20 protein-coding genes and 1 pseudogene are annotated in these 17,927 nt (G+C 55.5%); 18 read left to right on the top strand and 3 right to left on the bottom strand.

Annotation, left to right across the window (positions count from 1 at the left end):
* Nucleotides 1–479: 479 nt before the first annotated feature.
* The 10 genes and pseudogenes from H7C19_RS19700 to H7C19_RS34890 all read left to right on the top strand — a co-directional run.
* On the top strand, nucleotides 480–1,499 hold the full coding sequence (locus H7C19_RS19700; protein ID WP_246469615.1) for an SDR family NAD(P)-dependent oxidoreductase: 1,020 nt from the start codon (nucleotides 480–482) through the stop codon (nucleotides 1,497–1,499).
* Between the two features lie 285 nt (nucleotides 1,500–1,784).
* Nucleotides 1,785–2,132 (top strand): sigma factor-like helix-turn-helix DNA-binding protein, encoded by a 348-nt coding sequence (locus H7C19_RS19695; protein ID WP_185670766.1) that lies wholly within the window; start codon nucleotides 1,785–1,787, stop codon nucleotides 2,130–2,132.
* Entirely contained in the window at nucleotides 2,072–2,371 is a 300-nt protein-coding gene (locus H7C19_RS19690; RefSeq protein ID WP_185670765.1) for a helix-turn-helix domain-containing protein, read from the top strand. The genes H7C19_RS19695 and H7C19_RS19690 overlap by 61 nt, the downstream gene beginning before the upstream one ends.
* A 5-nt stretch (nucleotides 2,372–2,376) precedes the next feature.
* Nucleotides 2,377–2,907: a hypothetical protein gene (locus H7C19_RS19685; RefSeq protein ID WP_221469348.1), complete on the top strand. Its 531-nt coding sequence runs from the start codon at nucleotides 2,377–2,379 to the stop codon at nucleotides 2,905–2,907.
* Nucleotides 2,904–4,796 (top strand): ATP-binding cassette domain-containing protein, encoded by a 1,893-nt coding sequence (locus H7C19_RS19680; protein WP_185670763.1) that lies wholly within the window; start codon nucleotides 2,904–2,906, stop codon nucleotides 4,794–4,796. The genes H7C19_RS19685 and H7C19_RS19680 overlap by 4 nt, the downstream gene beginning before the upstream one ends.
* Before the next feature lie 18 nt (nucleotides 4,797–4,814).
* The gene (locus H7C19_RS19675) at nucleotides 4,815–5,273 is read left to right on the top strand and encodes a thioredoxin domain-containing protein (RefSeq protein WP_185670762.1); all 459 of its coding nucleotides are present in this window, start codon (nucleotides 4,815–4,817) and stop codon (nucleotides 5,271–5,273) included.
* Nucleotides 5,239–5,439 (top strand): hypothetical protein, encoded by a 201-nt coding sequence (locus tag H7C19_RS19670; protein WP_185670761.1) that lies wholly within the window; start codon nucleotides 5,239–5,241, stop codon nucleotides 5,437–5,439. The genes H7C19_RS19675 and H7C19_RS19670 overlap by 35 nt, the downstream gene beginning before the upstream one ends.
* Nucleotides 5,440–5,598: 159 nt before the next feature.
* Nucleotides 5,599–6,135 carry a MauE/DoxX family redox-associated membrane protein gene (locus H7C19_RS19665; protein ID WP_185670760.1) on the top strand — a complete coding sequence of 179 codons (537 nt, stop codon included), beginning with the start codon at nucleotides 5,599–5,601 and terminating at the stop codon, nucleotides 6,133–6,135.
* Nucleotides 6,122–6,553 carry a hypothetical protein gene (locus tag H7C19_RS19660; RefSeq protein ID WP_185670759.1) on the top strand — a complete coding sequence of 144 codons (432 nt, stop codon included), beginning with the start codon at nucleotides 6,122–6,124 and terminating at the stop codon, nucleotides 6,551–6,553. Before H7C19_RS19665 ends, H7C19_RS19660 begins: the two co-directional genes overlap by 14 nt.
* 118 nt (nucleotides 6,554–6,671) lie before the next feature.
* A pseudogene (locus H7C19_RS34890) lies at nucleotides 6,672–6,776 on the top strand (hypothetical protein); the annotation flags it as partial.
* Between the two features lie 162 nt (nucleotides 6,777–6,938).
* Here H7C19_RS34890 and H7C19_RS19650 read toward each other — a convergent pair.
* Nucleotides 6,939–7,796 carry an AraC family transcriptional regulator gene (locus H7C19_RS19650; RefSeq protein ID WP_185670758.1) on the bottom strand — a complete coding sequence of 286 codons (858 nt, stop codon included), beginning with the start codon at nucleotides 7,794–7,796 and terminating at the stop codon, nucleotides 6,939–6,941.
* A 107-nt stretch (nucleotides 7,797–7,903) separates the two neighbouring features.
* Here H7C19_RS19650 and H7C19_RS19645 point away from each other — a divergent pair, with 107 nt between their 5' ends.
* The 3 genes from H7C19_RS19645 (at nucleotide 7,904) to H7C19_RS19635 (ending at nucleotide 10,732) form a co-directional block, all read left to right on the top strand.
* The gene (locus H7C19_RS19645) at nucleotides 7,904–9,070 is read left to right on the top strand and encodes an epoxide hydrolase family protein (RefSeq protein WP_185670757.1); all 1,167 of its coding nucleotides are present in this window, start codon (nucleotides 7,904–7,906) and stop codon (nucleotides 9,068–9,070) included.
* Nucleotides 9,071–9,176: 106 nt separating this feature from the next.
* On the top strand, nucleotides 9,177–9,488 hold the full coding sequence (locus H7C19_RS19640; protein ID WP_185670756.1) for an ArsR/SmtB family transcription factor: 312 nt from the start codon (nucleotides 9,177–9,179) through the stop codon (nucleotides 9,486–9,488).
* Between the two features lie 95 nt (nucleotides 9,489–9,583).
* Nucleotides 9,584–10,732 (top strand): MFS transporter, encoded by a 1,149-nt coding sequence (locus tag H7C19_RS19635; RefSeq protein ID WP_313731833.1) that lies wholly within the window; start codon nucleotides 9,584–9,586, stop codon nucleotides 10,730–10,732.
* Between the two features lie 255 nt (nucleotides 10,733–10,987).
* On the opposite strand, the gene H7C19_RS19630 is transcribed toward H7C19_RS19635, so the two are convergent.
* The gene (locus H7C19_RS19630) at nucleotides 10,988–11,569 is read right to left on the bottom strand and encodes a TetR/AcrR family transcriptional regulator (RefSeq protein ID WP_185670754.1); all 582 of its coding nucleotides are present in this window, start codon (nucleotides 11,567–11,569) and stop codon (nucleotides 10,988–10,990) included.
* A 369-nt stretch (nucleotides 11,570–11,938) separates the two neighbouring features.
* On the opposite strand from H7C19_RS19630, the gene H7C19_RS19625 reads away from it, so the two are divergent.
* From H7C19_RS19625 to H7C19_RS19605, 5 genes are all read left to right on the top strand, one after another.
* Nucleotides 11,939–12,892 carry an alpha/beta fold hydrolase gene (locus H7C19_RS19625; RefSeq protein WP_185670753.1) on the top strand — a complete coding sequence of 318 codons (954 nt, stop codon included), beginning with the start codon at nucleotides 11,939–11,941 and terminating at the stop codon, nucleotides 12,890–12,892.
* A gap of 219 nt (nucleotides 12,893–13,111) precedes the next feature.
* Nucleotides 13,112–13,927: a MerR family transcriptional regulator gene (locus H7C19_RS19620; RefSeq protein ID WP_185670752.1), complete on the top strand. Its 816-nt coding sequence runs from the start codon at nucleotides 13,112–13,114 to the stop codon at nucleotides 13,925–13,927.
* A 39-nt stretch (nucleotides 13,928–13,966) separates the two neighbouring features.
* A complete protein-coding gene (locus H7C19_RS19615) occupies nucleotides 13,967–15,154 on the top strand; it encodes an MFS transporter (protein ID WP_185670769.1) in 1,188 nt (395 codons plus the stop codon).
* A gap of 178 nt (nucleotides 15,155–15,332) precedes the next feature.
* Entirely contained in the window at nucleotides 15,333–16,532 is a 1,200-nt protein-coding gene (locus H7C19_RS19610) for an MFS transporter (RefSeq protein WP_185670751.1), read from the top strand.
* 136 nt (nucleotides 16,533–16,668) lie between these two features.
* Nucleotides 16,669–17,451 (top strand): sensor domain-containing protein, encoded by a 783-nt coding sequence (locus tag H7C19_RS19605; protein WP_185670750.1) that lies wholly within the window; start codon nucleotides 16,669–16,671, stop codon nucleotides 17,449–17,451.
* Between the two features lie 79 nt (nucleotides 17,452–17,530).
* On the opposite strand, the gene H7C19_RS19600 is transcribed toward H7C19_RS19605, so the two are convergent.
* Nucleotides 17,531–17,839, bottom strand: a complete 309-nt coding sequence (locus tag H7C19_RS19600) for a winged helix-turn-helix transcriptional regulator (RefSeq protein WP_185670749.1) — start codon at nucleotides 17,837–17,839, stop codon at nucleotides 17,531–17,533.
* Nucleotides 17,840–17,927 lie beyond the last annotated feature (88 nt).

The raw sequence follows: 17,927 nt of genomic DNA, 5'->3' as shown, positions 1-17,927 counted from the left end.
GGCGTTGGAGGTGCGGAGGTCTGGAGTTCTGGAGGTCTGGAGGTTCGGAGGTCTGGAGGTCTGGCGGTCTGGCGGTCTGGCGGTCTGGGGGACTGGAGGACTAGAGGTCTGGAGTTCTGGAGGTCTGGAGGTCTGGAGGTTCGGAGGTCTGACAAATCTATGATGATGGAACAATAGGTGATTAGAATGTCAGAATGTCCGCTTACCACCAATTAAGAATCAGATAGACCATGTGGATTTTATCGTTGCAGCTCGTAAAGGCCGGATTCACCGCTTTGCGATCCTTTTATAACCTGTCGCAATTTTCATTATAGCCTGTGACCTGGTAAGATCATGCGTGTTTTTTATGCAAAATCCGGGCCTGCGAGAATATTCGGGCGCGGGACAAGAATTCAATAATTGTGATTGACCAATCAACCACAGCATGGTATATTGTCGTTAGTGATTGATCAACCATAAAAATGAATGAGGTGATTCTTTTGGAAAAAGCAATTGTAGTAGGAGCTACGGGAGGTACGGGCGCTTCGGTTGCGGAGGAGTTGGTCAAGCGGGGGATTCGGACGGTGGCCTTCGGGCGATCCCGCCAGAAGCTGGAGCAACTTAGGGCAAAGCTGGGTAATCCGGAGCATATGACGATTGCCGTTGGAGATGCTTTCCGGCCGGATCACGTCGTCTCCGCTTCGGAAGGCACGGACGTCCTGTTCCATTGCGCGAACGTGCCGTATAACGAGATGGCAAGCAAGCTGGTTCCTCTTGGCGAATCGGTGATGGAGGCCGCGGATCGGCTGAGCTTAAAAGTAGTCGCGATCGACGGCATCTATCCCTATGGAAGAAGACAGACGGCTCGGGCGACCGAGGAGCATCCGAAGCGGCCGCATACGAGGAAGGGCAAGACCAGGCTCGCTTACGAGAAGATGCTGTTCGACGAGCGGTGGAGCCGGGCCAAGGTCATGATCGCCCGCTTGCCGGATTATTACGGCCCCACGGCGAACGAAGCCTCCTATCTAGGCTCTACGCTCGAAGCGATCGCGGCCGGCAAGATGGCCTTTTTCATCGGCAATATGAAGGTCCCCCGGGAGTTCGTCTACTTGCCGGACGCGGCATTTATGATCGCAGAGCTCGCAGGCAGGGACGATGCTTACGGTCAGAACTGGCATATTCCGGGTGCAGGCTTAATATCGGGCAAAGAGATCGTGCGAATCGCCCGGCAGGCAAGCGGAAGCGCGAAACCGGTCATTCCGCTCGGAATAGTAGGGTTGTCTTTGCTCGGCATGGGCGTGCCGGTCATGAAGGAAGTCGTGGAGATGCTTTATTTGACCGAAGAGCCGCTTGTCTTGAGCGGGGACAAATACGAGCGGTCGATCGGACCGGTACGGGCGACGACGTTCGAAGAGGGAATTCGGGATACGGTTCAAGCGTTGCAGAGAAAAAACGGCGCTTCTCTTGCATTCAATCGCCCGGCAAGGAGAGAAAAGTCGTTCTTGAAGGATAGACAATAGGAATTAATCAATCAATAATTCTTCAAATGGTCACTTTCAATCTCTCCTAAAAATCTGGACCCGTCGTCGCCATGGATGACGGGTCTTTTTTGCCGTTCTTTCTCGTTTTCCACTTGCATGCGTCAAAACCTCGCTTTCTTCGGCTTCCCTTCTCCATGACAGGGCACTGACGAATAATTGGTCTTTGTTCCCGGAAAAAATAAGAACAAATGTTCTCTTTTTGGTTGTAGAATAAAGTCGAGCGGTTCCTTAATAGATAGAAAGACCTGCACAGGAGGGGCGCCGATGGAGGAACAAGCGTTGATCGCGGAGCTTCGGGCGCAGCTGCAGCGGGCGGCCTGGCGCATCCAATACCGGAGCCGGTTTCTGCGGAAAAAGGAGCTGCCGCTGGCGCCGGAACAGGCGGCCGAGCCTGCCGAGGAAGAGCTGATCTCCGGTCTGTTCGTGCAGCAGGTGCTCATGACGATCCCGCCGTCCACCGGACGCACCGTCATGCGGATGCTGATCGTCGAGGGCAAGTCGGAGCGGGAAGCGGCCGACGAGTTAGGAATCAGTCAACAGGCGGTGAACAAATGGAAACGAAAAGCGGTTCGTATCATGCGGAGCCGACTGGACGAGTTCTCGCGTGGGTAGAGGCTTCCGGACAAGGCGACAAGGAAGCGACGGAGAAGATCATCGCGTACTTCCGGGAAGATATCGAGCGGTTGTCCCGATACATGCGCATGCCGCGCGAGGAGGCGGTTCAGACGCTTACGCTGGAGCTGATCGAGCTGGTCCGGGAAGTCCGGACCCGGCGTCCGCGGGCCGGGTGCGCGGAGGGAACGGTCCCTTACGCGGGAGGCAAGTCCGTCGCGGCGAAGAAGAGCGGTTGACGAGGGTGGAGACGAAGAAGGGGATGAAGCAGATGAAGCAGATGACACAGACGGAACAAAAGGCGCATCGCAAATTTCTAAGAAGCAGCGTGATGGAGTATCCGGCGGACAAGCCCTTTCCTCTCGCGCTCGACCTCTGGCCGGGGGACGGGCCGACCGACATGTCCTGGATTCGGAGCGCCGAGAGCGGCGCCGTCCTGTTCGTCGCTAGCACGGGCTGCGAGGCCTGCCGATTGGAGCCGGCGATCGCGTTGATGCGTTCGCATCCGCAGCTGGCCTACGGGGTGCTGCTCGAAGGGGACGAGGAGGCGTTGGCACATCTTCGCGCGGAGACGGCTGGCCTTCCCGACCGGATATTCCGGTGCGACATCGCCCTGTTGACGCGGCAGACGCCGATCCGCGCGATCCCTTATATGCTCGTCCTCCGCCCGGACGGGACCGCTGCGGCGTCGGGGCTTTTCAATACTTACGAGCACGCGGAACGCCTCGCGCGGTCTATCGCAGGGCGCGACGCCGCGAAGCCCGCGGCCGAATGAAGACGGTCGCGGCAGCCGCTCGATCAGCCTCGCGGGCGTTCCTGGCGGTCTACCGCTTCGATCGCGCGACCGTCCTGCTCGCGACCGCGATGCTTGTCTATGGCGCTTGGCAGTCCTACGCGAATCTCATCATGTCCAAATGGGTGCTGGACGCCATCTTCGCGCCCGGACGCGCGGCCTTCGTCCTGCCGATCGCCGCGCTCACCGCGATGCAGCTGACCGGCGCGTTCCTGGGCGCATGGTCCGCCGATCGGGGATACCGGCTCGGCGTGGCCTTCGCCAACGAGCGGGACCTGGAGCTGATCGACCGGACATCGTCGCTGCCGTTGCTCGCCAAGGAGCACCCGAGCTATGCGGCGGACCTCTCCTACGAGCGATTGGCGAACGGCAAGCAATACGAGCTCTACGGCCAGACGGGGCAGCTGTTCGCGCGGCTGCTGACGGCCGCGCTCGGTTGCCACTACATGCTGGGAGCTTATGCCGGCATTGGCTTGCTTGCGGTTGCCGTAGGCGCGGCCAAAGGCTATCTGCACCTGCGAACGGTCCGCCGGCGCGTCTCGCTAAGCCGCGAGATCCAGCGCCGGTCGGTCCGGCATCTGTACTGCTTCGATCTGCTGACCGGCGCGCCTGCGCAGAAAGAAATCGCCCTGTATGGAACGGCCGACTACTTCAAGCGCAAGTGGCTGGAGTACAAGCGGCAAGTCGACGCGCTCCAGCTTCGCTTGGAACGGCTGCAGACCCGCAGCTACGCCCAAGGGGAGTGGCTCGCCGTCGCGAGCTTCGGGATCGTCGCCATGCTCGCGGCTTGGCTGATCCGACACCGCCAGTTGACGGCGGGAGATTATGTCGCCATCACGATGGCGCTGAGTCTGACGGCGACGAACGTCTCGGCGATCGTGCAAGGCTGCGCGAAGATCTGGGAGCATCATGCGCATTTGGCGGGCGGAGCCCTTCTCGGCGGGGGAGCGACAGCTGCGGCTGCTGCATGGGCAGCGACGGCGGGGGAGCGGGATGCAACGCTTGCCCAGCCGCAGAGAGAATCGGCGAAGCGGGAGAAGAAGCCGCATCGGGAACCGCAAATGGATGGGAGAACGTCCCCGGTACGAACCCGATCGAGCGGCAACATGCATCCATTCGCCTACCGCGACGCGCTGACGATCGAGCGGCTTACTTTCACCTACCCCAACCGTGCCGCTCCCGCGCTATCGGACGTGAGCCTCTCGTTCCGCAAAGGGGAGACGGTGGCGATTCTGGGCGAGAACGGCTCCGGCAAGTCGACGCTCGTCAAGGCGATCCTGGGGTTGTACGAGACGGAACCGGGGCGCATTCGCTATGACGGCATTCCGGTGGAAGACATCGATCCCTATCTGCGAGCGAGCCGCATGCATGCTTTGTTCCAGGACTTCATGCGGTACCAGAGCACGGTCCGGGAGAATGTCGCCGTCGGCCGGATCGCATCGGTCGGCGACGACGCGGCGCTGACCGCCTTGCTAGAGCGGGCGCGCTTCCGCGCCGCGCCGGAGGGGCTGGACACCGCGCTCGGCGGCCTCGAAGACGGCGCGGTCAACTTGTCCGGCGGCGAATGGCAGCGCCTGGCGCTGGCCCGCCTCTATGTCAAGGAAGAGGTCGATCTCGTCGTGCTGGACGAGCCGACTTCCGCGCTGGATCCGTTGAGCGAGATGCGGGTCATGCAAGAGATCGTGGACCGCTACAAGGCACAGACCGTGCTCCTCATCTCGCACCGGATCGGCATCGCCCGCCGGGCGGACCGGATCGTCGTGATGAGCGAAGGCCGCGTCGCCGAGTGCGGCAGCCACGACGAACTGTTGGCCCAGCAAGGCTTGTACAGCCGCATGTGGACCGAGCAGCGCGCTTGGTATGAGACATAAAGGGGAGGCAACGTTGGGATGAAGAAGATGTTCCAAGGACCGCCTTCAACGGATGACATTATTCCTAAGCCTGCCGGGGATGAGACGATTCCTTCGACGGCCGGACGGACGGCGCTCGTCTTCGCGTCGATGCACTGTCTGGATTGCATCGACCTGCTGCCGCACCTGGCTTCGGCCGCGCGGGCGATGCCCGAGTATTCGTTCCGGCTGTTCACGACGGGCGACGAAGCGGACAACCGCGAGATGGCGGACTACTTCGGCTGGACTTTTCCCGTGATTGCCTTGGCGCAGGAGGAGATGGGGCGGCGGTACGCGATCTCGGCGCTGCCCTATGCGATCCTGACGGACGACGAAGGGCGGGTCGCCGCGGCGGGCACGGCCCACGACGAAGCGGAACTCGTCGCGCTGCGGGACGGGATCCGCACGAAAGGAGGTGAAGCATATGGCATGCGTATGTCCGCCGGGAACGTTCCATGACGGCGAATTCGTGGATTACTATTACTGCCAAGCCGGCTCCTGCACGGCGAACGGCACGTCCTACACCAAGCAATATTGGGCGAACAAGACGATCATCTGCACCAACTCGGATACCGGGAAGGGTCAGTACATCGATTGCGACCAACTGCAAGGCTGCTGCGCGTAAGCGGTACTGCCGCGCGGGAAGGGAAGGGCCTGTCGTCCTTCCCTTTTCCGCATGATTGGAGGTCGGCTCGACAAACCTGAACTTGAAGTTGGACGGCGCCTATACCGACCTACTCATCCATAATCTGGACTCGATCCGGTCGCTAGGAGGAGAATTCGCATGGAATGGATCGCACTCGGGATCGACTACGTTGCGGCCGTCGCGTTTCTGGCTTCCGGGTACGCGAAGGCGGCGGGGTTCGCGAACTTCGCCATGGAGATTATCGCCCATCGCATCGTCCCCGCGCGGGCGGCGTCCGGCATCGCCATCGCCGTGCTGGCGGCGGAGTTCGGGCTGGGCTTGGCTTTCTGCGCCGGCGACGTCGGTCCTCGCGGGATCAAGGAAGCGGCCGCCGTCGCGCTGCTGCTCCTGTTCACGGGACTGACCCGGCGGCGGCACCGCACTCAGCGCCGCAGGGAGGGAGCGGGTGACGCTTGCGGCTGCTTCGGCGCGCATCACCCGCTGAGCCGGTTCCCCCTGCAGCGGAACGCGGCGCTGATCGTCCTGCTCCTCGCCGGCGGATTCATCGGCCGCGGCGCGCTGCCGCTCCCCGCCGCTGGCCTCTTCGCGGGTGCCGTCGTCTGCGCGGTGCTGGCGCTGGAGACGTTGAAGCTCGCCTACGAGACGGGGAGGAGGCGCTCTGATGTCAGCGCGTGAGGGAGGGGGCCTGAGCGGCATAGGGGCGCTGCTACTGCTCCTTCTCGCGCTCTACTGCCGATTGGCCGGCAAGAAAAGGCGGCTGCTGAACCGTCTATTCGAGCAGGTAGGCGAAGCGGATGGCCGACTGCCGGCAGCCGTCCTAATCCTGCACCTCGACCGCCCCGAGACCGAGGGGCTGGAGCGGCACTTGCCCGCGCTGCCGGACGACTGGATCGTCGTTTACGACGGCCCCGCATGGCTTGCGCGGATGAAGGGGCTGCGCTGGGGGCGGCGCGTCGTCGTCCGGTCGGAAGGGCTGCCCGATCGTTTGCCGCTGTGGGAAGACACGCTGCTCATCCGAAGAACGAATGCGGGCCGCTATTCGCTCATTCACGAAGCGGAGGCCTTCGCTGAATCGTTTCGTCGGAGCCGTTGATGGCGGCGAACTGATGAACATTTACAAAGTCGGAGGCAAAACGTACGGCCTTCCGGTGTATAGCTATTCTTCCCTCATGCTTTACAACAAAGACATGTTCGACGCCGCGGGCGTTCCGTCGCACCATATCGCGGGGGGACGGGGCATCGATTTGACGAACCGGATCTACACCGACTTCGGCGTCGCGATGAAAAGCAAGACGCAGCCCGGCGATTACGCCTGACGGCGCCTCATGATGCCGGCGCGATGGACGAATACCTCGGGCTCGGGCTGAAGGAACTCGGCTTCGCGGCCCTCGACCGGCCGTTCGTCGGGAGTGAAAATAAAACCGGCTGTTTCCTAAATAGGCAGCCGGTTTTTCGCTGTCGGCTGAAGTTGTATTTTGTTATTGAGCAGTGGCGAACTTACGGGAGGTAGTTCGATACGTTGTCGGCGATACCCCTTTTCTAGCTGTAAACTGCTTGATAAAGTAGGTGTCATACTCAAATCCGGTAGCACGTGCAATTTCATTAAGGCTCATATCTGTATGCGTCAAAAGTTCACTCGCGACCTTCAAGCGATGCGAAAGCAAGTAACCAATCGCTGTATTCCCGCATCTTTCCTGAAACATTTTATTCAGCGTCACACGGTTCAAATGAGCACACTTCGTCAAATCCTCCAATGAAATCTTTTGCGGATAATTAGTGTGTATATAATCTAGCGCTACATCGACAGGCGAGGGTTCACGACTTCGATTTAACTCCTCCAACAAACCCAAAATTTGAATGAGATATTTTTTTATTCTGCACGCCCATAGTGCATCGCTTTGCGCCTGCACTTCTGTACCAAGTACAAAAAACCATTCAAGCAACAGCGGATATGCCTTCTCGGTTACACGAGGTACGCCGGAATACAAATGATCTTTTTGAAAAAGGGAAAGGCCTGTTTGTATTCTAGGAAGAAGTGTAGGAAAGTCATTCTTCGTTTCAGAAAGAGCTACGGAGTTAAGAAATTCGGGATGAAAACGAAAGGATTGTGCAGATACGTTAATCTTGTCGATCACTTGCACATGATCGTCTTCAGCCAAGCAAAGGACGCCGGGAGCGCTAATCGATATTGGACGTTGGTTCAATATCCCCTTTATACTTCCGGATGTAATAAAAATCAGCGTAAACCGTTCTGGATACGGAAGAATACCAAAATCCTCCACGGCCGCAAATTCTATGTTCACGGTACGTTCTTTGTGTCTGTCTATTTGCGGCATACGAATCACCTATCAAATCGTATAGTTGGTTGTTTCACTTATAACAGTGTAGCATACCCGTTCAGAGGATATAATATTGTTGTGAATCAACAAATGGAGGACAAATTATGGCTATTGAACGTTTTCATATTCATGTATCCGATGATATCCTCGACGATCTACAATACAGGCTGCACCACATCCGTTGGCCCGATCAATTAGAAGGCTCTGGTTGGGAGCGAGGAACGGATTTAAATGATTTAAAATCACTCGTTTCCTATTGGAGGGATCATTACGATTGGCGTGCACAAGAATCCAAGTTGAACCGCTTTTCCCAGTTTCGCTGCAATATCGACGGGATAGATGTACACTTCGTACACGAGCGCGGCAAAGGACCTGACCCTCTGCCCATTATTCTTACCCATGGATGGCCCGACAGTTACCTTCGTTATCAAAAAATCATTCCTCTCCTTACGGATCCGGCTAGTCACGGAGGTAATCCTGAGGACTCTTTTGATGTCATCGTCCCTTCATTGCCTGGATTTGGATTCTCAAGTCGCCCTATTCAAGCTGGCGTCAACAATTTTAGTGTCTCCAAGATGTGGGCTAAACTAATGACAAAAGAATTAGGCTACAAAAAATTTGCCGCTGCAGGTGGAGATATTGGCTCCGGTGTTACAAGGTATCTGGCAGCAAATGATCCTGAACTTTTATTTGGAATCCATCTAACTGATGTTGGCATTATAAGGAGTCTCATGACTTCACGGGATGGGTCGGAATATTCTGAAGAAGAACTGCAATATAAGAAAAACGCGTCCGAATGGATCTCGCATGAGGGGGGCTATATGTCCATTCAATCGACAAAGCCTCAGACTCTTGCTTATGGACTTTCCGATTCGCCTGTAGGTTTGGCAGCTTGGATAATCGAGAAATTTCGCGCATGGAGCGATTGTAAGGGTGACCTCAACCAGAAATTTAGCAAGGATGAGTTGTTGACTTCTATTATGATCTATTGGGTGACTAACACCATAGGATCATCAACACGTATGTATTACGAAAATTCGCATTCCTTGCCGCCATTGGGTCGCATAGAAGTTCCGACAGGCATGGCCATATTTCCCGCGGATATCGTGCTGCCTCCCAAATCCTGGACTATGCGCAATCTGAATGTAACTCGTTGGACCACTATGCCTTCCGGCGGACATTTTACGGCTATGGAAGAACCGGCGCTGCTGGCCAACGACATTCGCGCATTCTACAGACCTATCAGAATGAAAAATAAACCGTCTGAATAGATCAATTTAAATACAAATTATTACTAACATGTTCAGGGAACTCTTCATTACGAAGAGTTTTTTGTTTTCTATAGACATATATAGAAATACAGATATAATGATATGCATGGATACAATGATCATATTTAAAGCATTGTCTAATGAAACTCGTGTGCAAATTTTGGAGTGGCTAAAAAAACCGGATGCAAATTTTGGACCTCAATTGTATTTGCCGCCGGATTCCGATTTCAAAGGAGGGATATGCGTAGGAAGCATACAGGAAAAAACGCGACTGGCCCAATCCGTCGTTTCCAACTATTTGCTGCTGATGAAGAAAGCCGGACTGCTCGAATCCCGGCGTTACGGACAATGGACGTACTACCGGCGAAACGAAGAAACGCTTATGCAGCTAGCCGATTTTATTAAGAATAAAATGTAAGGCAGGCAGTCGTCATCGTGAGGCTGCCTGTTCATTTATATTTAGCATCTATAAAAACAGATATATAGATAAATGAATTCATGGAGGAATGGACAGTGAAAGGTAGCGGTTCTTTATTTTTTATTGCACTTGGCATTTTTGGCATCATTAATACTGAACTTGGTGTAGTCGGCCTACTGCCGGCAATTATAGAGAAGTATGGTGTGACGGCTTCGCAAGCGGGCATGCTTGTCAGCTCTTTTGCGCTTATTATAGCTCTGTTTGGTCCATGGATGACGCTTCTGATGTCCAGATGGAACCGGAAAAGGGTACTGATCGGAATTCTCGCGCTTTTTGCCCTCTCCAACCTCGCTTCGGCTTTTGCGCCGCTCTTTCCGATTCTCCTGGTATTTCGGGTCGTTCCTGCCCTGTTTCATCCGGTTTATTTCTCGATCGCTTTCGTATTGGCTGTCATATTGTCGGATAAAGAGCGGGTCGCACAGGCTAGCGCGAAAGTATTTCTGGGGGTCAGTCTGGGCATGGTACTCGGTATCCCGATGACATCTTACGTTGCGGATCAGTTTTCGCTTGAGGCTGCTTTTATGTTCTCGGCAGTTGTGAACGGGGTCGCTGGACTGGGAATCGCCTTAATGGTTCCTACCGTAACGGACGACCAGAAGCCGGCCTCAATCGGAGCGCAGCTCAGTGTATTGCGAAAGCCAATCCTGTGGCTTAATATCGCAGCAGCCTGCTTTACTTTCGCCGCGATGTTTGCCGTGTACAGCTACTTTGCAGAATATATGGGACAGCATTTAAACATGAGCGGGAAGATTGTGAGTATGCTATTGGTCGTCTTCGGTGCCAGCGGCGTGGCGGGCAACTGGTATGCGGGCAAGTTGCTCGGCAAGCATTTAGCGAGAACGACGCTGCTATATCCGATCGCTTTGGCGGTGTGCTACATCCTTCTTCAATATGCAGGGGCGTCGCTCATGTGGCTTATCGGAATTGTTGTACTATGGGGAGCCGTGCATACAAGCGGGCTTATCGTCAGTCAAATCTGGCTGACATCGGAAGCGCCCCAAGCGCCGGAGTTCGCAAACAGTCTGTTCGTCTCCTTCTCAAATCTTGGTGTCGCGATCGGTACGGCCGTAGGAGGCTGGCTGATTGCTATCTCCGGTACGGGGGAAATCGTTTGGGGCGGAATTCTGTTTGCTGCGCTTGCCTTGATATCGATCGCCGCAAACTCCGTACTGAGGAAAAATTGATCATTGTCTGTAAGGGCAGGCTGGGATACCCTCTTTCTATCGGAGCTTATGAGAGGGTTTCTAGGCCTACGACAGGTATTGCCTTTTCTAAGGTACGCCGCCGTAGGCTTTTTTGCATAGCGCGCCTAGCCATGCCAGGTACAACAAGCCGGAGAAAGTCCGGTCGAGGTAAGAGCCAAGTCGTGCATTCTTATAGCCGATCGGTATCCGAAGGATCAGTCGTAGTTGTCCTTGCGCCTTGATGAAACCATCGGTTTACTCCAGTAAGGCGACAAGGGTTGCTGCGGCGTTGTCCGCAAATGTTCGATCGGGGCGGGATTTCATCAACACGGTAAGTCCGATCATGGAAACGACGAGCGTCTGAGCGAGCGCTTTGGCATTCACATGATTCCCCAGTTCGCCGGATCGCTTCCCTCGTTCAATGGTTTCCTGAAAGATCGCCGCCAAATACATCTGGTGCTCTCTGGTCAGCACTTCAAATTTGGCATCATGTGGCGCCAACTCGACCATGACATTCAGGCAAAAACATCCCCGGTTCGGCACTTCCTCGCACGCTTCCGCCACAATGCCCGCAAAGAAAGCGCGCAACGCTTCTTTAACGGACGGTACGCTCTGCAGCCGTGTGCGCACATATGAAGCATGAAATTGGTTGTATTTGCGAAGCGCGGCTTCAAAAAGCTCTTTTTTATCTCCGAACGCGGCGTAGAGGCTAGGCCGTTGAATGCCCATTTTTGCCGTTAAATCGCTTAATGAAGTCGCTTCGTAGCCCTTCTCCCAAAACAGTTCCATCGCGGCATGTAGTGCTTGCTCTTCGTTAAACTCCCGGGGGCGAACCATAAGCTATCCTCTTCCTTTTCATATCGTTCAGTATATTAAAATCTTATCCTTCAGCGAAGGAATAGTCAAATTTATGTCGTTTTATGTTTGACACCATACGAAATCCTAATGTATATTTGTCTTCATCCAGTTACGTACCAATTGGTATAGTATACTTTTCGGTATGTAATTGAAAAAATCCAAAAGGTGTGAGGGGAGATGGAAAAACTTAAGACATAGCGGAGGCCGCCCATCGCTTATACGTCTAACAGCGAACTGGCACATGCCGCTGACAACCATCATGCTGCTCGTCAATTATGACCGACGGAAGATTTTTTTGTTTCAGCCAGCCGGATTTGCCGATTCAATTCTAAGGAGAGAACATTCCTCATGACGTATCCTTATAACCTCAACCGCGATCCGCTCGTGGATTGCGACGGTACCTATCCATTCACACCGCACTTCACCGACGCTCCCGGGTTTGCCATGCACTATGTTGACGAAGGGCCGCGCGAAGGTGAGACCGTGCTTTGTCTTCATGGCGAGCCGACCTGGGGCTATCTGTTTCGGCACCTCATTCCGGTCCTGAGCCCGGATTGCCGTGTCATTGTCCCCGACCATATGGGGTTCGGCAAAAGTGCGACTCCTCAGGATCGTAGCTACTGGCTGCAAGATCATATCGACAATCTCGAACGGTTCGTGCTTGCGCTCGACCTGCGGGATATCACGTTGATTATGCACGATTTTGGCGGGCCGGTGGGGATGGGGCTTGCTGCCCGCCATCCAAATCGCATCCACAGGCTGATCTCGACTAATGGGCCGACACCGTTCGGCCAGCCCAGCCTCGGAGACCGGTTGAGTGCCAATGTTGGCGTCTCGCCCTGGTTCCAATGGGTTGTTCAGGCGGAGAAGGACGGGAGTCTCGAGGCCGTGTTGGGCCAACTCGGCTTTAATATTCTCAGCACGCTCAAACTGAACGGTTTTGAGAATCACGCCCTGATTACCGACACCTGGCTGGCGGCTTACGGCTCGCACTTTTCCGAACCGTCGGATTGTCTCGGCGCGATCGGCTGGGCGAAAGGGTATGCTACAGGCGCGCACCAGTTTGAAGTACCTAATGCCGAAGCCGTTCGCATGATTCGCACGAAGCCGGCAATGGCCATTTGGGGAGAGTCTGACCGTACGCTACATGCGGAACATTTTCTGCCGCTGTTCACGGAGTTGTTCCCTGACGCTCCCGTTCATCGGCTTACAGGCGTGGGTCATTATTGTCTGGAAGACGCACCTGATGAAATTGGACGTCTCGTTGCAGACTTCATCCACCGGAACTTTGCCGGCTTTTAATGACCTGTCGGCCCTAGATACAGCCGTACCAGCTGCACATTGATGTGCGGCTTTTTTTCTGCTCGGAAGTCCGCTCAGTCGAAGTGGAACCAGATAGCGGCGGCGGAACTGTTCTAAATTTTCTTTTTTCGCCGTCTGCTTGACTCTCCCCTTAACGGGAAAGTTATACTTCGGAAGAAGCGAGCAGAAGCGCAATATTTGCAATTGAGAGGTGCAACCATGTTCAAAATCAGCGAGTTTTCGAAGATAAGCCAAGTGTCTGTCAAGACGCTTCGGTACTACGACCAGCTGAATTTGCTCAAGCCGGCCCATACCGATCCTTACTCTGGATACCGATACTACACTGCCGATCAGTTGTTCCAGCTTCACCGCATTTTGGCCTACAAAGAACTGGGGTTCTCGTTGGAGCAGATCCGCGGGATGATTGACGAGCAAATTTCGCTTGAGCAAATTAGAGGGATGTTCCGGATTAAGCAGCACGAGATTCAGTCCATTGTGGACAAAGAGCAGGCCAAGTTGTTTCGCATCCAAGAACGGCTAGACGCCATCGAGCATGAGGGGAAACAGGGGGTGGCGCATGATGTCGTGCTGAAAGAAGTGGAACCGCAATTGGTGCTGTCTTATCGGCAAAGAACTTCTTTTCGGGAAATCCCGGAGATGTTCCGACAATTGGACGTTTATTTGGGCAATGCCGGTCGGCCATCCTTGTCGCAGATCGTTTTGTGGCATGGCTGCGAGGAAAGCGATGAAGATATGGACATTGAAGCAGCTCGGTTGCTAACCTACGAAATGCCAAGCCGGCCGCCCTTTGCAGTCCAACGGTTGCCGGGCATTCCGCTAATGGCCACGCTGATCCATCATTGCCGGACGACGAGCCGCTGCACCGCCAGCACGGAATTGGCGCTGTGGATTGAGCGAAATGGTTATCGAATGATCGAAAACGAGCCGCGGCGCGAAATTTGCATCCCTCATGAACAGACAGGCGATCCGGAAGCTTATGTAGCTGAGGTGCAGATTGCCGTCGAGAGAGCTTAGTTTAGGCGTAGGAGGGGGAGAGAGGATGGAAGTGAAGTGTTGACAAGACACCAAAAGTTGTTGACGTTGAATTTGTTTCTATTAACCTTTGTGCTGGGGACGAGCGAATTTGTTATTGTTGGGCTGCTTACAGAAGTAGCGGCTGATTTGCAAATCGCCATATCAACGGCCGGGGCGCTTGTATCGGCGTTTGCCTTGTCGTTTGCCATCGGCACCCCGTTCTTGACGGCTCTGTTCAGCCGGTTTGCCAAATATCCGCTCATGCTGACGCTGATCGCCATCTTTATTGCCGGCAATATCGCAACCGCCCTGTCTGAGTCGTATGCACTACTGCTTGTTTCCCGAATGATCACGGCTGTCGTGACCGGAGTCTTGATAGCGCTCGCGATGGCGGTTGCCAGCGAAACGATGCCTGCCGAAAAGCGGGGGGCGGTGATTGCCATCGTTTTTGCAGGATTTACCGTGGCCAGTGTCATCGGTGTGCCGATCGGCACTTCCATTGGGCAATGGGGCGGCTGGCATATGGCGTTTGGATTTACAGCCTTGTTAGGCGCTATTTCTTTGATTTCTTGCTCGGCAACCATTCCAAAGGGGATGAAAGGGACGCGGAGTTCCTTGAAAAATCAGATCGGCTTGCTCGCCCATCCCCGTATTGTGATCGCATTCTTCATTCCGTCCTTCAGCATAGCGGCGACTTATACCGTATACACGTATCTGACGCCTTTGCTGCAAGAGGTGCTCGGGGTTCCAGAACGGTATATCAGCTTAGTGTTTCTGCTTTATGGGGCCGTGTCCATCTTCAGTACGTTGATTGGCGGAAAAATGGCCGCACGGGATGGGATCGGCAAGCTTCGGTATGTGTTCCTGATTCAGGCCGTCATTCTCGCATCGCTGAATGTTTCCGCGAGTTCGCTGGTCGGGGGATTGGTCAGCATCTCCTTTATTGCCCTGGTCGTCTATGCGATGAATTCCACGATGCAATTATATTTCATCGATTTGGCCGACCGGCATTTTCCGGCTGCTCGGGACTTGGCCTCGTCGCTTACACCCGTATCCGTCAATGTCGGCATTGCGGTCGGATCGGCGCTCGGAGGATGGGTGACAACGAACATGAGGCTGATCGATGTATCCTGGTCCGGAGGCATCGTGGCAGTCGCCGCGTCCTTGCTGGCTGTAGTCAGCTATCGTCTCGACCGCAAAGCCAGGAGGGAGAGAAAGTATTCGTGAATTGCACGTTTCTAGGGCGGCGCTCGGCAGTCAGTCCGAATGCTTGCTCGGAACGCTCTCAGCCCACTATTCGCAGGACTTTTGCATCGTATTTAAGAGCAGCTGCCCGCTGCTTTTCTTTTATCTCGATTATGTACCAATTGGTATTTAATATGGCTGATCAATACGGAGAGATACTATGTCTAAGGTTGCTTTGAATCAAGCCGAACCGTCGAAAGTTAGCATTCGCAGCTGGCTGGCGATCGTAGTGCTCGGCATTGCCATGTTTACTGTTGTTACCACCGAATTCGCTCCGATCGGACTGCTATCGTCTATCGCTTCCGATCTTGGGCGCAGTCCCGCAACGGTAGGGCTCATCGTGACGGCCTATGCGCTGATTGGCGCAGGCAGTGCTTTGCTGTCAGCCATACTGCCGAACCGGTTCCCGCGCAAGCCGCTGCTCATCGGGTTGATGCTGGTGCTGGCTGCCGCGAACGGACTTGCGATGATCGCCCATTCGTTCCCGGTTCTGATGCTGGCGCGGGTTATCGGGGCGCTGTCGCATGGCGTTTTCTGGGCAATGGTGGCCGCGCTTGCGACACAGATGGCTCCTCCGAACCGGACGGGCCTTGCGACTTCGATCGTTTTCGGCGGCATGTCGATTGCGAACGTGCTGGGTGTTCCGCTGCTCAACCTGATCGGACAGACAGGGGGCTGGCGTTTGGCATTTGGCACCCTCGTCGCGGCCAGCATGCTCACGGCGCTGTTAATGGCCATCGTGCTGCCGCAAATAAATGCCGAAGGATCGGTCGGATTCGCCACCTTGGCCAGCGTGCTGCGTAGCGGCAAGCTGTGGCGCGTCTATACGGTGGCAATCTTCACGGTAGCTGCGCATTTCGGAGCGTTCACATACATCGAACCGTATCTGAGAAACGTCCCTGGCATTGCCCCCGCTATGATCGCCGCTTTGCTCTTTGGCTTCGGGGCCGCCGGCTTGCTCGGAAATGTGCTAACCGGGGCGCTGATCGATCGCTTCATGAAGACGGTCATCGCCGTATCACTACTGCTTATGTGCGTATCGCTCATTGGTCTGGGCACGTTCGGGCTGAGCTCCGGGATAGGGCCAGTGCTGGCGCTGCTCGTTGTTTGGGGTGCGGCAATCTCGATACTTTTTATCGGTATCCAGACTTGGGTATTGCGAACAGGCGGGGAGGCGGCGATACCGGCGTCAGCCGTGTATACGACCGTGTTCAACTCCTCTTCCGGCGTGGGAGCCGTACTCGGTGCATTCGTTCTGAACAATGCCGGGTTGTCTGCCATTATGACCTCGGCCGGTCTGGTTATCGTCATGGCTATAGCTATCGTCGTTTTAGATCGTGGGACGAAGAAGATATCATAACGGTGATTGGCGTGACGGGAGGAGGAGCCGCACCTAGCCGAAGGTCGGGGTGCGATCCCGTACCGCAGCCGCTGATGCGCGGACAAGCACTCTTGATACAATCGAGGCATAGAGACGGAAAGCGAGGCATACCCCTATGCGAAAACGAAGCGCCATATCGGCTTGGAAGATGCTCCTGCTTGCGCTGCCGCGCGGAATCGCCATGTTTGTCGTGGCCGTCGCGGGAATTTGTATCGGATTGACCCTATCGATCATCGGAATCGGTATTCCCATTCTGGCCGGCACCTTGTCCTGGCTGTCGAAGATGAAGCAGGACGACGAACGGAGATGGGACTCTTGGCGTCTCGGCGCGAAGGCCGCGCCCGCAACGATCGGCGCAGCGGCCGCCGACGACGACGGCCAGCCGTCCTCCGCATGGCGGAGCTGGTTCGGCACCATCCTGCGGCCGCAGAGCATCCGCGCCGCGGGCTATGCGATCCTTCAGTTCCCGATCAGCATCGCGATGTTCGTCGTCGCGGTGACGATCCCGGCGACGGTCTTCGCGCTCATCGTCTCCCCGGCCGCCTACAAGGTCTCGATGTACCTGTATCATTTCGAGCTGTTCAACGATACGGAAGTCATGCAGATGCTGCTGCCGCCGCTGTCCCCATTCGAACGTTCCCTGGTCGTGGCCGGCATCGGATTCTTCCTGCTGCTGTTCTTGCCCGCTCTGCTCCGTCTGTGCGGCAGTCTGTACGACGGAGTACTGGACATCTTCGCCGAACCGGAAGCCGCCGAACCGCAAGCTCGATACGCGGAGCCCGAAGCCTACGCGCATGGGGCAGCCGCCCCGATGGACGCCGAGACGCTGCTGGCGCGCGCGGAAGCCGCGATCAGCCGATTCGACGAGAGCCGTCCGTCTCCGCAGCAGCCGCACTAAGACCGGCACGACAAGAGGCCGCCCGCATCCCGGTATTCCGGCGATGCGGGCGGCCTCTTTGACGATCGGCTGGGTCCCGTTACATCCATTGTTCGGCCCAATCTTGAATCGAATGAATGACTTCCTTCAAGTCGCGGCCTTTATCCGTCAGTTCATATTCAATACGCACGGGCATCTCGGGATATACGGTTCGCTTCACGACGCCGAGCGACTCCAGCTCCTTCATGCGATCGGTCAGCATTTTGTCGCTCATGTCGGGGATTTGTTCCTTGATGTCCTTAAACCGTTTGGGACCGCCCATCAATACGCGGATGATCAGCCCCGTCCACTTCTTGCCCAGCAGTTCGGCAGCTAATTCGAATTTAGGACACATTTTGGAGTAGTCCATCCGGCTCACCCCTTTCGCTTCTTATTGTAGCACAAGCTATTTTGAAAAGGTAGAATAAAACGATATAAAAGTTTTATACTTGACAAAA

Source organism: Cohnella nanjingensis (genome assembly GCF_014212125.1).
GTDB classification, from domain to species: Bacteria; Bacillota; Bacilli; order Paenibacillales; family Paenibacillaceae; genus Cohnella; species Cohnella nanjingensis.
This window is presented reverse-complemented; position numbering and strand designations above follow the sequence as displayed.